Source organism: Agrobacterium sp. ICMP 6402, assembly GCF_009498615.1.
Classification (GTDB): Bacteria; Pseudomonadota; Alphaproteobacteria; order Rhizobiales; family Rhizobiaceae; genus Agrobacterium; species Agrobacterium burrii.
This window is the reverse complement of sequence record NZ_QSNV01000016.1, coordinates 49,441-61,732: the sequence shown is the minus strand read 5'-3', so window position 1 is coordinate 61,732 and position 12,292 is coordinate 49,441. Positions and strand designations below refer to the sequence as shown.

The 12,292-nt window shown below is 58.1% G+C and carries 13 protein-coding genes; 4 read left to right on the top strand and 9 right to left on the bottom strand.

Going from position 1 to position 12,292, the window contains the following annotated elements; all coding sequences use genetic code 11:
• Together DXT96_RS25845 and DXT96_RS25840 are read right to left on the bottom strand one after the other, a co-directional pair.
• Positions 1 to 654 (bottom strand): nucleotidyltransferase family protein (locus DXT96_RS25845; protein ID WP_371419008.1); only part of this gene is annotated, 654 nt, incomplete at its 3' end.
• A 76-nt stretch (positions 655 to 730) separates the two neighbouring features.
• Complete coding sequence (locus DXT96_RS25840; protein WP_153517062.1) at positions 731 to 1,624, bottom strand: LysR family transcriptional regulator; 894 nt, start codon at positions 1,622 to 1,624, stop codon at positions 731 to 733.
• Positions 1,625 to 1,809: 185 nt separating this feature from the next.
• Here DXT96_RS25840 and DXT96_RS25835 point away from each other — a divergent pair, with 185 nt between their 5' ends.
• Complete coding sequence (locus tag DXT96_RS25835) at positions 1,810 to 2,280, top strand: DMT family transporter (RefSeq protein WP_153517061.1); 471 nt, start codon at positions 1,810 to 1,812, stop codon at positions 2,278 to 2,280.
• A gap of 3 nt (positions 2,281 to 2,283) precedes the next feature.
• Positions 2,284 to 2,715 (top strand): DMT family transporter, encoded by a 432-nt coding sequence (locus tag DXT96_RS25830; RefSeq protein WP_153517060.1) that lies wholly within the window; start codon positions 2,284 to 2,286, stop codon positions 2,713 to 2,715.
• Between the two features lie 508 nt (positions 2,716 to 3,223).
• Here DXT96_RS25830 and DXT96_RS25820 read toward each other — a convergent pair.
• The 5 genes from DXT96_RS25820 to DXT96_RS25800 all read right to left on the bottom strand — a co-directional run bounded on the left by DXT96_RS25820 (position 3,224) and on the right by DXT96_RS25800 (position 7,264).
• Positions 3,224 to 4,180 carry a hypothetical protein gene (locus tag DXT96_RS25820; protein ID WP_194287747.1) on the bottom strand — a complete coding sequence of 319 codons (957 nt, stop codon included), beginning with the start codon at positions 4,178 to 4,180 and terminating at the stop codon, positions 3,224 to 3,226.
• Between the two features lie 2 nt (positions 4,181 to 4,182).
• Positions 4,183 to 4,767 (bottom strand): RES family NAD+ phosphorylase, encoded by a 585-nt coding sequence (locus DXT96_RS25815; protein WP_371419007.1) that lies wholly within the window; start codon positions 4,765 to 4,767, stop codon positions 4,183 to 4,185.
• Positions 4,768 to 4,775: 8 nt separating this feature from the next.
• On the bottom strand, positions 4,776 to 5,492 hold the full coding sequence (locus DXT96_RS25810; protein ID WP_153517059.1) for a hypothetical protein: 717 nt from the start codon (positions 5,490 to 5,492) through the stop codon (positions 4,776 to 4,778).
• Positions 5,493 to 5,667: 175 nt separating this feature from the next.
• Complete coding sequence (locus DXT96_RS25805; protein ID WP_234903527.1) at positions 5,668 to 5,988, bottom strand: hypothetical protein; 321 nt, start codon at positions 5,986 to 5,988, stop codon at positions 5,668 to 5,670.
• A gap of 166 nt (positions 5,989 to 6,154) precedes the next feature.
• Positions 6,155 to 7,264 carry an RHE_PE00001 family protein gene (locus DXT96_RS25800; protein ID WP_153517057.1) on the bottom strand — a complete coding sequence of 370 codons (1,110 nt, stop codon included), beginning with the start codon at positions 7,262 to 7,264 and terminating at the stop codon, positions 6,155 to 6,157.
• A 370-nt stretch (positions 7,265 to 7,634) separates the two neighbouring features.
• Here DXT96_RS25800 and fic point away from each other — a divergent pair, with 370 nt between their 5' ends.
• A complete protein-coding gene (fic, locus tag DXT96_RS25790) occupies positions 7,635 to 8,738 on the top strand; it encodes a protein adenylyltransferase Fic (RefSeq protein ID WP_060716505.1) in 1,104 nt (367 codons plus the stop codon).
• Positions 8,735 to 9,655, top strand: a complete 921-nt coding sequence (locus DXT96_RS25785; RefSeq protein WP_060716504.1) for a recombinase family protein — start codon at positions 8,735 to 8,737, stop codon at positions 9,653 to 9,655. The genes fic and DXT96_RS25785 overlap by 4 nt, the downstream gene beginning before the upstream one ends.
• Before the next feature lie 8 nt (positions 9,656 to 9,663).
• Here DXT96_RS25785 and repC read toward each other — a convergent pair whose 3' ends face one another.
• Positions 9,664 to 10,983 (bottom strand): plasmid replication protein RepC, encoded by a 1,320-nt coding sequence (repC, locus tag DXT96_RS25780; protein WP_060716503.1) that lies wholly within the window; start codon positions 10,981 to 10,983, stop codon positions 9,664 to 9,666.
• Positions 10,984 to 11,197: 214 nt separating this feature from the next.
• Positions 11,198 to 12,208 carry a plasmid partitioning protein RepB gene (gene repB / locus DXT96_RS25775; RefSeq protein WP_060716502.1) on the bottom strand — a complete coding sequence of 337 codons (1,011 nt, stop codon included), beginning with the start codon at positions 12,206 to 12,208 and terminating at the stop codon, positions 11,198 to 11,200.
• Positions 12,209 to 12,292: the final 84 nt, after the last annotated feature.

Here is a 12,292-nt window from a genome sequence, read left to right as displayed (position 1 = left end):
AGGAGCCGAGTGCCCGAATTGGGCTCGCTCGGATCTGTCCGGGGGGCGCTCAGAAATGGGCGTCCCTACCGGGAACGGATCTTCGTCCTCCCAAGACACAACGGAAAGATTAGGCCACACAGTGATCCACCGCATGGTTTTGGCGTCGTATATTTCACGGGTAATCTGCTTCTTATTCGGTCGCACAACTCCGTTCATCAGGTCATCAGTCCCGAATGGAGCATCGAGGAGAAGGGAGCCCCCGGTGGGCTTTAAGCCAATTGCTGTCGCCGTCGTGGGAAACGTGGTGATGGCCTCGGCAGTCGAGGTGTATGGCGCAATCTGATAGCCAAACTTGGTCTCGTACCACGTATGCACCCGAGCTTCGTTTTTTACATCGATCCAAACTGGCAGATGTGAGAACGCCGCGCGAATCCTTGCTGCGCGGTCGGCTTCCGCTTTTTCCGTAAGGTCATCTGGGTCGAAGTAAACGATATCGACATCGGAAATGCCGTGGGTGGATGGCAGATCGAACGTCTTGTTCCAAACGGTTTGAGCGATAGCGCCTGCGACCAGCCAACAATCCGGCAAGGCCAGCTTATCCCACCCATCAATGATCGGCCGAAGCAATGGACTGGCGAGAACAGTAGAGCGAAGTTCTCCGAGCTGGTCCATTCGCGTGGCTTCTTCCCTTCTCGCAAACTCCGGTTTTGGGTAGGTATGTTACCCCAACTTTGCAGGTGCTGCAAAATTAGAACTTCTGCGACACACTCGCTTGAGCTACGAAATCGACCAACACGCCCACATTGCGCGAGGGGGCAGCTCCGGCCGGCCACAGAAGCCGAAGAACGCCGGCGTCCCGCACATTTCCCTCCAAGATCGACAACAAGCGGCCATCTTCGATGAGACGGCTGACCGCGATTGACGGCACACAGGCGATGCCCGCTCCCTGTTCTGCCAGCTCTATTCTGGCCTCGACACTGTTTGCGATCAGTGCGACCGGCAAGTCCAGATTGAGATTGACGCCATCCCTGGCAAGTGGCCAAGCGTCTATCAATCCGCTCCCAGGGTGCCGTCTATGCAGACAACGGTGATTGAGGAGATCTTCAGGAGAAGCCGGAATGCTATGGGCGGCAAGATATGACGGTGCAGCAATAATGGTATGCCGAAAGCGCCCGACGATCCGTGTCATAAGGCTGGAATCGCGAACCTCTCCGGTCCGAATGGCGAGGTCGTAGCCTTCTCCCACAATGTCCACGAGCCGATCGGTCAATTCAAGTTCCAGCCGCACCTCGGAATAGACCTGCATGAAACGCCGGAAGATCGGCATGAAGCTCATCGCCCAGGTGGGCAGGCTGACCTTCATCGGACCACGAACCTTATGCCCGGCTTCCGACAGCTCCTGCGCCGCCAGTTCCATTTCGGAAAGGATACGCCGCGCTCGGTCAAGAAATAGGGTCCCTTCCATTGTGAGGCTGACGCTGTGCGTGGTCCGGTGAAGCAACCGTGCGCCTATTCGTTGTTCGAGGCGGGCAACGGCCTTTCCGATCGCGGATGCCGAAAGGCCGAGCTGGCGGCCGGCCTCAACGAAACTCAAGGTGTCCGCCACCCGCACGAATATCTTCAAGCCGCCCAGATTCTCCATGTGCCACTCTACTCCCTGTACGGACAGAATAGTCCGCATGGACCGGAAAGCCAGCATCTTTCGCGGGTTGGTAAATCCTTTATTTGTACAGCATTTCCGCGTCTCGCAATTAAGCCGGACGGGAGTGAGAAGGCAATTTGACACTAGCATGTCCGGCCTTCCGTGTCAGGAAGGATGCTGGGATAATGCAGAAAAGGCCCATTGACTGGCCCATCTTGCTCGCGCTGGTCGCCGGCGTGTTGCTTGCGGTCATGACAGATTGGAATAGCCAGCTTGCCCGGCACAGCTCTCCGCTGTTCGCGTCATGGGCGGCGCACGGCATTGGAGCGGTCGCCAGTCTTCTCCTTGTCCTCCTGCTTTCGCTCAAGGGCCAGGCAACCACTATAGGCATGCCGCATCAGCGTTGGCCGTTATGGTCCTATCTAGGCGGCATTCCGGGGGCCTTCAGCGTTTTGCTCGCCGCAATCACGGTCAATAGTGCTCTCGGTCTTGCGGGCACTTTGGCCCTGTTGCTGGTCGGGCAAATGGCGTTAGGCGTATGTGCGGATTATTTCGGGTTCTTCCGCCTACCGCGCCGGCAACCACACCCCCGCGAGACGATCGGGTTTGCACTGGTTCTGGTCGGAAGCATGGTCATCATCCTGGCGAGGAGTTGAGCAATGCTGACATTGATCGGCCTCGCATTGCTGAACGGCGTCCTGATCGCAACGAGCCGGGTCATCAACGGGCATCTCGGCAGGAAGGTCGGCGCTATCCGTACTGCCCTGTGGGCGCATGCGGTCGGATTCGCTTTCCTGTCGCTTGTCATCGCAACGATGTTCCGGAACAACATGACAATCGAGCCGGCAGTACCGATAATGGCCTGGCTTGGCGGCGTTCTGGGTGTTGCCTTCGTGGCGCTCAACAGCCACGCCGTTCCGAGACTGGGTGCGGGCAAGACAACCAGCTTCGTCGTGGCCGCGCAAATGCTCGCGAGCGTGGTGATCGACGGTTTCAGCCGTCCTTTCTCAGAAGCGACCATCGCAACTCTTGGCGGAGCCGCCATCATTGTCGCCGGCGTCTGGATGGCGGCATTCGTGAGCAAGAAGTAGCTGATGGCTTGTCGCAAAAATCCCGATTAAAGTTTCGATTTTGCGTCTGATATTTGCGACGCAAACACAGGCACCCACGACCATAAGAATCCATATTCTACATTTGTTCGTCAAGTTGGCCAAAATCCCGCGTTCGGGCCGACTGGGCCCTATTGGTTGGTTGGAACCGATCCGGCGCACCCAATAGTCATATTTCCCTTGCTTGAAATCCACGCCGCCGCCGCCTCTCCTATCGATCGACCAAAACCATGGTGCGTGATTCCCGAGGTGTTGATTAAACCCAGCACCCGGCACGTGGACGGTTACATAGTCGTCCAGGTCCGCGAGCGGCACTTTTTCATTTGAGATATAGGTGAGGCCGAGAAGGGTCGTCATGGAGCGAGCATCGCTGATGGAATTATGGGGTTGTAGTAATTTACATGAATTTCCTGGTCAGAAGGTGAAACCAACACCCCGACATAAAGTCGGCCATTTAACCCTGCGTCCGGAAGCGTCGAAGGGCGCGCGGCTAACGGCGGTCAAGAAGCAGGACCCCGTCAAGACCGGACGAAACACTTCTATCCTGCCGGCCCGCATAGGTCTCCGACCGATCTTCAAGGGCAGAGAAGACCTGAGCGACACGCCTGCGACGCGTTGCTTCGGTCGGGGGCCGCTCTTGTACCAAGGCAAGGATTTCCTTGTCGATACCCAGGAACACACCATCATCGATCTCGCGGCCGACATAACCCGCACCAACCTGATCGGATAGATCAAGTACCGGCTGATCGAGGATAATGGAGTAGGCTCGTGTAATCGCTTCGAAGAGATCAAACGTTACGGTGATGCCGTCACCCTTTGCCGGGGGATCCAGCACTCTGCCCTCTGCACCACCGGCCTTGAACATGAAGAAGTTTGCACAGCGCGTGGTCGGCGCCCGTCCGTTGACCGTGTGAAGCGCCGAAACCTGCCCCAGTGCCTTCGCAACGGTGCTTGCGGCTGGCGCTCGGATGCGACCCTTACTCTCGAACACATGGCGTTCTCTTCGCTTGATGCCGATAAAGTCGGGACGCGATTTTGGAGGAGGAGGCGCTGCGCCAGCCTTCGGCGCGACCGGAGCCGTTGGGGATCCCCATCGGCAGGAGGCAAGGCCGGCGACATGCACGAGATACTGCACGCTCATCTGACTCTGAGCATACCAGTGCGTGAACGCCTCGCCGAAAAGGAACGAAACCCCTACCTTCTCCGACTGCTCCAAACTCCGAAAATAGGCCGTCGTGTTCAAGGAGGCATCCAGATAGCCCGTCGCCATCGCGACCAGCATTTTCTCCCGCCAGGGGCCAACGGTGCGGACAGCGGCTCGACGGCTGGGATAGCCGACGGTCAGCAACGAGCGGATGATGTCGGCATGTGTTGCTGGCAACGTTCTCGTGCCATTCAACGCCGTAAATCGCCCAGAGAAGTTTGCGGAAGTGACTGTAATGGACATGCTTATCGCCCGGCCCGGATCGACACCCCGATAGACCGCAGGGCGGCTACGAGGTCGGCTTGACGAACTAACTCGACCGCCGGAGAGGCGACAAGTTTCGCAGCGACAGCCCGATCGTAGACCGCCACGCAATCTGCCGCCGTGAGGCGGGAGGAATAGAGCAATCCATCGACAGCATAGGATCGGAAGATCGTCTCGCTCAGTTTCTGCCCTTCCTGGTGCTCCTTGCCGCGGGCTGCGTCCGTGCTGACGCCCAACCTAAGGAGGCCGGTCGTGCGCAGGTCGAGAAGGATAAGAGCATCCGTGGCCGTCACTTCTGTAACCGACCAGTCCTCGATTTCACTCTCATCCAGCACTCGCTCCTGGGTCCCCTCGAAGCGGTCGCGCGCAATCGTCTCCGCAATCGCGGTCGCGAGATCATATGCGGCATAAAGCAGTCGGAACATCTGGTTTGGACTTGAGAATCGCGATTGACCGAAACCCATACCGAGCGGGGTCGACATGTGGGCTACAGGGATGATGCGGAGATAGGATTGCGGGAGAAACGCAAGCGCGAGCTCCCGAACCGTTTGAGGATCAAGTTTCACGATTCAGCTCAACCAAAATCGCGCGCAGCTGCATCCAGAACTTCGTCAAGATTGCCCTTCTTGAGATTGTCGAGCGGCGTTCCGCCTATGCTTGGCTTCGATTGGATCAACCATTGCCACGCTACACGCGGATTGCGGATGATTCTCGTGACCTGAGGCAGGCCCTCGACCGGCCGGCCATCGACAAACTGAGCCAGGGGAAAGACATGCTTTCGCTCGCCCTTGAGCAGACCGACGACAGCTCCGCGCTTGTGCCAGTCGTGCAAGGTCGATCGCTTCGTGCCGAACTTCTTCTCGATATCGCCCGGACCAGCGACCGGACCGGCCCAGTCTTCGATGCGGGTTGGCGTCGCAAATTCGTCGAGCCTGCGGCGCCCTTCCTCCATGTCTACCGATTGCCCCAGACCAGCACCTCGGCTGACCTCCACAGGCTTTTCGACCGATACCTCCGCGAGTACATGACCTGGCTTCGCAGCCAGTTCGGCGACGGCGGCTTCCACAATATGGGCGAGTTCCGTTTCATCGTCGGCAATCCGATGCTGTTGCTCGACAGAAAGGCGCGCTGCTGCCGCGGAGACCACGGCCATGACCTTGCCAGTCGCTGCAAGCGCCGGCTTTGAAAGGCCTGGATTGTGTCGGGCCAGAACCTTGAGAACATCGGCTACCGCAGCCGGATTGACTTCCAGCTTTGCACGCATCTGCGATTTACGGGTGACAGCAACCATCTTCGTCTTCCTTCTTGACTACAACAAAGATAGTGCAGATTGTCCGGTTTGTCCAGATTGTTTCCCAAAGGTCGCGTCGTAGAGCGGAACTATAAGGCTTTCTATTGCGTCCCGCCGACACGGCCGCAACATTCGACCCGAATTCGTCCTTGCCTATAGGGGAGCGGGCTACCAGCTACTTTCGGAGAGGGATAAAGGGGGATGGCAACAGCGTTCCCTCCGGCAAATCTGCAACATCCTTCATGACCCGTTTGAGGCGATCGATTGTGAAAGCCTTGTCCGCAAACCATAGCTCAATTTCGGCGGGGTCAAGCGTATCGATGAAAGCAGACGTTGGCACTTTGCAGCCGGATTCCCGAATAGTGCGGATATTGTGCTGATAACGACGGATACGCTCCTCCAGGGAAAGATCGGGGCCGTGCTTCAGCAGCTTGTCTTTCGGCCATGTCGGCATTGGATTGGCATCCTTATACGGAAATGGGCTGAAGCTCATCATCGCGACGCAAACGGCAATCAACCATTGCGTGATCGTCGTTGCCCGTTGGGCACAAGTCAAGCCAAATACACCGCGGGCATAGAAACGAGCGGTTTATGCAGTTCGCTCGGGTACCGAATCCATATTCGATGCGAAGTAACAGCAAGCATAGCCTCCACCTCATCCTTTAAATTACACCCCATGCACGGAAGCTTCCTCTCCCCGTCATTTCCCGAACGCCGAGTTCGGCGACCAGATCGAGCGCCGCACGATGGCTCACCTTCAATTCCTTGACTATCATCGACGAGGACACGATCGGTCGCGCCATCAGCAAGTCCACAACGCGCGGCAAACTGCTGGACGAGCGCTTTCCCTTCAGCTTGCGCTCGAGATGCTCCCTCGCCTGTCCCAGCCGAATGACTTCCTTTATGGCCAGTTCAGCGCCGCTCGCCATCGCATCCAGCCCGGCGAGCACTCGTGATATTCGTTTCGGCGATCGCCGCCGTTCCCGAGGTACACTCTTCAGACCAGAGCAGAAGCAGAACAGGTGCGAAGATACCTTTCCGCGCACCCGAAAATAGGAATTCACAAGTTGGGCACCAAGCCAATGCTGCCGCTGCAGTGGCTCCATGCATTCCCATGCGTCCCATATAACTGCGGCCGCCAACGTGGTCGGCAAGGCGTCGGCCTCAGCCAGAGCCGCTCTCCAATCCGAAAGGCGCCCTTCCTCGTTCCAACCCGGATCCCGGACAATGAGCTCACCGACCATCAAAGGATCCGCCTTGCGGCCCTCGCCCGTTGCCACCGCTTCGAGCACACGGGCGGATCGATTAAGGACCGCATCGATTTCGGCCATCTCCGCCGCAAAACCGTTCTCGTCTTCGTTCAATGCCAGTTCGATGGACAATGGCGAGCTCCCTTCGCCTACCACCTCTCGTTCCGTAGAGTCCTCTGATCGCCCCGCGAGGCTTACGACCCCAGCCCTGCTCGTCGCCCAGCCGGGGTCAGCGCTTGCGATGCGCCGCCGCGCCCTCAAGATTGAATGTGCGATTGTGACTTCATGGGTCGGGGTGCGCACATCCCTATTTGCGTCGTGGAGAACGAGATCCTCGAGATGAACAAGCTCGCCGGCGACCCACATGCTGGCGGCCGCCTCGATGAAGTGCGACCTTTCGGTAAAGCCCTGCCTGACGGGGCTGCGGCGAACAACCTCGTCGAGACGCGCGAGCTGATCTTCCGCCCTTGCGATGGCCGGAAGCAGCGCCGCCAGTGGCAAATCACCGATTTCATATCTCATTGTTTTAATGCATATATTTAGACAACCTTGAAGCTATAATAGCATACACTTCAATCATAGGAGATACTTTTTCTCGCGCACGTACTAGATAGAGCTGCCAAGGCGTTCGAACTGTACAGGATTAGCGCCGACGGACGTGACATCGATGAAAACCACTGTTTTCCAGCCACTTGCGCCGTGTTTACTTTCACTCCAAAGGACCAAGAGACGTTTACAAACGATCGTTTGTTAGTATCTTCTGCATTTGTACAAGGCGCTTGCGAGACGCTTAATGTGTCGTTATATTTTGATTCTATCGACATGAATTAACGATATGTCGATACCGACGACATATCCACCCGACATGTCGATCGCATGAGGATTAATCGACATGCCGTTTCAGCCGAACCGCCCGTTTAACGACCTCCCCACCTTGCCGCCACGCGAGGACGTGGAAACGAAAGCCGTGCTGAAAGCCTGCATCTCGGCACGCGCGGCGCTGGCGGAACTGCGTGTGTCCGGCCAGCTCATTCCGAACCAGGCGGTCCTTATCAATTCTATTCCGCTGCTGGAGGCGCAGGCGAGCTCGGAGATAGAGAACATCGTCACCACGACCGATAGACTGTTCCGCTTCGCCAATGAGGCCAACAACCAGGCTGATCCGGCGACGAAGGAAGCGCTGCGGTATCGTACCGCCCTCAGTGAAGGCTTTCAAACGCTCAAACAACGTCCGGTGTCGACGTCGACAGCGATCGCCGTCTGCAGGACCATCAAGGGCGTCGAACTCGACATCCGCGCGACGCCGGGAACGGCGCTGATGAACGAGGCGACCGGCGCCGTCATTTATACTCCGCCAGAGGGGCAAGCACTGTTGCGGGACAAGCTCTCGAACTGGGAGCGGTACATTCACGAGGCAGAGGACATCGATCCGCTGATCCGCCTCGCCGTGATGCACTACCAGTTCGAAGCCATCCATCCATTCACCGATGGCAACGGTCGAACGGGCCGGGTGCTGAACCTGCTCTACCTCGTCGACAAGGGCCTGTTGGACATTCCGGTCCTCTATCTCAGCCGTTACATCATCGGCAACAAGCGCGCCTACTATGACCGCCTGCTCGCCGTGACGACAGACGCTGCCTGGGAGGACTGGATCCTCTACATGCTTGAGGCGATCCGTGAGACTGCAAACTGGTCGACCGCGCGCATTCGTTCGATCCGGGATTTGCTCGATCAGACCGCGGAGCGCATCAGGCGGGATCTGCCGAAGATTTATTCGCGCGAGCTGGCCGAAGTGATCTTCGTGAACCCTTATTGCCGTATCGGCGATCTGGTGGCCGCGGACATTGCGAAACGACAGGCCGCATCGGTCTACCTGAAATCCCTTGCTGAACTCGGCCTGCTGAAGGAAATCAAAGCCGGCCGGGAGAACCTCTACATCAATCCGGCGCTGCTTGCTCTTCTCAGCGATCTACCGTCGGCGAAGCTTGCCCAATGAAGCGTCCGAGCGCCAGTCATCGCCTGATCGGCTACGCCCGCGTCTCTACGGACGAGCAGGCGACAGAAGCCCAGGAAATCGAGCTGCGATCGGCCGGGTGCAATGTGATCGTCCAGGAACACGGATCCGGCGCGTCGCGTGCCCGGCCTGCCCTTTCCAAACTCGTTCGCGAGATCGGCGCCGGAGACACGCTCGTTGTGGTTCGGCTTGACCGTCTGGCGCGCTCGGTCAGCCATCTGCTCGAGGTGATCGAGAATCTGACGGCGAGGGGCGCGCATTTCCGATCGCTTCGCGATCCTATCGACACAACCACGCCGCAGGGCATGTTCTCGCTCCAGGTTCTCGGCGCCGTCGCGCAGCTCGAACGCGCGCTCATTTCCGAACGAACGAAGGCCGGCATCCGGGCAGCCAAGTCCAAAGGAAAACTTCCCGGCAACCCCGGCATACGAGAGAAACGCCCCGAGGCGTTGGCCAGGATGACGGCCGCCCAGAAAGCGGCATACGGCGATCGCATTCAGGCCTCCGCGAACCAATGGCTTCCGACCGTTCGGCGCATGCGGCCCGATCACACATGGGACGACATAACCCGAGTGCTCAAACAGCAGGGCCTCGACTGGACGCCGGAACGGCTTCGCCGGGCTGTGAAGTGGATGGTGACTGAACGCATGGCGGACGCAGCGCTGCTGAAAAAATCTCCGCCCCGGCTTCCCGAGGATCGCCTGATGACGCTTGTGGCCGGCATCCATTCTTCGAACGCAGACCTCACCCTGCGCGATATCGCCACCCAGCTCGAAAGGCTGCACGAGCGCACCCCGCGCGGCGGCTCCAAATGGTCGCCCTCGTCCGTGAAGAACCTCATCGATCGCGCCCGACGTTCGGGGTTGATCACCGACGTCGACATCGCCGCGGCCGAGTAACGAGGAGATCACCACGACCTCGGCTTCTGCAGGCTTTTCAGCAGCGAATCCGATACGTGGACGCGGCTATCGTCTTCTGCATCCTCATCCGTTCGTGGTTTTCCGACGCTGGCTGCATTCTTCTGCTCGTCCAGCTTCGTCCGTAGCAACGCCATGACCATCGGCCAGGTCGAAAACTTCCCGTCCCTGGCCCGATCGGTCAGGCTGCGCAGATAGCCGCCGGCGTTGTTGATCTGACCGGCCCGCTGATAGATCGCCGCCAGCGTGATCGCCGCGTGTTGCTCACCCATGGTTTCTCGGGCCTCCCGCCAGGCGCTGGGGCTAATCCCCAGCATCGGCCGGGCAAGGTCAGCCGCCGCCACCAAGTCGCGCCAGTGCCGGATTGTCCCTGCCTGGGCCAGTTCCTGCATTTCGGGGCAGGCATCCAGCACGATTCCCAAAGGCAGCTCGCGTTTCGGCAAGCTCCGCACGTTGTCGGTTTCCGCAACGCCGCCGCACGCTTCTTCTATTTCTCTAAAGCCGTGTTCAGATTCAGATTTAGAGTCTGGTTTTGAATTCTGTATGTGACGACCGGAATGGGACTCATTGGCGTCCGGATTCATTGTTTTCGTAAACGATTCCAATACGTCACGGATCTCAGCGCAGAGTTCCTGAAGTTTCTGGGCAATACTCTCTATAAGCTGACGGGGTGCAGAGCGCGGCAGGCGGCCGATGATCCCCTGATAGGTCTGTGTAACTCTTCCCCAGTTTCCCGGAACGCTCTCTTCAATGCCAGTTTCGATCATTTTGACGATGTCGCGGCGAAGAAGAGTCAATCGCTCCTTCGCCACCCGGAAAGCCTTCTTTTCAGCTTGCACCGCCTGGGCCAAATCTCGGAACTCTTCGGCCCGCGCTACGATTGGCGACAGATCGAAGCCGTAGGCCTGCTCGATCTCCCCTCCCCTTCCCTTGCGGGCGAACCGCTTGCCGTTGGGGCTGTCGCGGCGAATGATGAGCCCGCAGTCAACCAGTACGGCAAGATGCCGGCGCAGTGTCGTGGCAGGCATGCCGTTTGCGCGAGCCATCAGCTGCTCGTTAGAAGGCCATACGACCAGTTCGGCGCCACCAGTCAAGGCGGTCTCCGGGTAAAACGTCAACAGCGCGTTCAGGATCGAGAGTGAGCGGTCCGTGGCTCCGATCTGTTCCCGGGATTCACGGATGTGCTGGAAGACCTGCCATTTGTGGGCGACAGCGTCCAATGCGACCGCTTTTGCTGCCATCTGGCTTGCAATATGGCCGAGTGTCATCGGCCGCCGCCCAAAGGACGTCGTTGAAATATGCGTCTGCATTTCCTTTTACCTTTTGTTAGGCAATAGAAATCCGCCCGTCGAAATGACGCTTTCCCTCACGGGACCCTTGACTACGATTCCTGGAAATGCGATTCTCTTAGCTGCGAGACTACAGAGAAGGTCTTCCGGAACGCCGTTTCGGGGGCCTTTTTCTTTTGCGGTGAGAGCCAGTCCATCTCAATCGAGCGAAGCTTTGAATTGGATGAAATCCTGGCTATTGGTCGAGCTTGCCTCCTCCTGTTGTTTCAATGAATTGGGCGTACAGGCCATCCAACTGGTCAGCGACATATTCGCCGAAAGTTGGCACCAATCTCTCATCGAAAACCAGAGCCGTTCGTCCGGCTTCTTGTCGGATCGTCGCAGCCTTTTTCCCCTTTGGCGTGCTCCAGGCCCTTACCTTTTTTGGAGCCTTAGCGGGCGGCTTTGAAACGGCATTGAAAATGAGGGCAAAGCGGGTATCGCTATCTGAGTGCTTGAACTGCTCCGACTCAAGCACCGCGTCGATTGCGTCTGTTGCCTTGGGCTTCCCAAGCCCCTCGGCAAGTGCGACCCAACGCGATCGACCCGCTTTCGACGCTGGACCGATTTGTGTGGCGAGGTTCAGCGGTATGCCTCTGGCAACAGTTATGTAACGGCTGAGGTCGGCCTTGTCAGTGGAAAGCGCGGCAATGATGGTGGCCCGATCAAAACCCGCATCTTCGAGGCGCAGGGCGAAGAGAGCCTTTTCAATGAAGGAAAGGTCAGCACGGTCAAGATTTTCTCGGCCCTGGGCCACGACTAGTTCACGGTCCGTGAGATTTCGGACAATTGCAGAAACCTCTCTCCGCAGATTTACTGCCGCGCGCAGTCGCCGCCTTCCATATACGATTTGATATCGACCGGCAGCCTCAGGATGCGGCCTGACAAGAATCGGTACCTGCTGCCCCTCCTGCGAAATGCTCGCCTCAAGCTGCTCGAACTTCGGATCCACGTCCGCGGGCAGCCGATCCGCGATCGGAGACCCGTCGATCATTGATGGATCCAGGGACACGACGGCTTCGCCCGCAGCCAGTTGATCCTGCAGCCGAGCTGCAGCTTTTGCTCCCTCGGCCATCTCTTGCAAAGACGAACCCATGGCCGAAATCGCGCCTGTACGAACACGAACGGCTGACTTGTCGACTGCTGTTCTATCGGTTGCAGGCTGCTTCTTGAGGAACAAGGTATCGATTGCGTCTTTGCGGCTCATGTTATTGGCCTCTTGGGTTTGGCGTCGTGGCGTCGCATTTTTGATTGCAAATGCGCTTGGTTGGGAGCTCCCAACAAGAGAAGA

Bases quoted from the DNA above. Each gene is read 5' to 3' on its own strand.
- repC (WP_060716503.1), bottom strand. From the start codon at position 10,983: ATGCAGACGCATATTTCAACGACGTCCTTTGGGCGGCGGCCGATGACA.
- DXT96_RS25830 (WP_153517060.1), top strand. From the start codon at position 2,284: ATGCTGACATTGATCGGCCTCGCATTGCTGAACGGCGTCCTGATCGCA.
- DXT96_RS25810 (WP_153517059.1), bottom strand. From the start codon at position 5,492: ATGGTTGCTGTCACCCGTAAATCGCAGATGCGTGCAAAGCTGGAAGTC.
- DXT96_RS25835 (WP_153517061.1), top strand. From the start codon at position 1,810: ATGCAGAAAAGGCCCATTGACTGGCCCATCTTGCTCGCGCTGGTCGCC.
- DXT96_RS25800 (WP_153517057.1), bottom strand. From the start codon at position 7,264: ATGAGATATGAAATCGGTGATTTGCCACTGGCGGCGCTGCTTCCGGCC.
- DXT96_RS25820 (WP_194287747.1), bottom strand. From the start codon at position 4,180: ATGTCCATTACAGTCACTTCCGCAAACTTCTCTGGGCGATTTACGGCG.
- DXT96_RS25805 (WP_234903527.1), bottom strand. From the start codon at position 5,988: ATGATGAGCTTCAGCCCATTTCCGTATAAGGATGCCAATCCAATGCCG.
- DXT96_RS25840 (WP_153517062.1), bottom strand. From the start codon at position 1,624: ATGGAGAATCTGGGCGGCTTGAAGATATTCGTGCGGGTGGCGGACACC.
- repB (WP_060716502.1), bottom strand. From the start codon at position 12,208: ATGAGCCGCAAAGACGCAATCGATACCTTGTTCCTCAAGAAGCAGCCT.
- fic (WP_060716505.1), top strand. From the start codon at position 7,635: ATGCCGTTTCAGCCGAACCGCCCGTTTAACGACCTCCCCACCTTGCCG.
- DXT96_RS25785 (WP_060716504.1), top strand. From the start codon at position 8,735: ATGAAGCGTCCGAGCGCCAGTCATCGCCTGATCGGCTACGCCCGCGTC.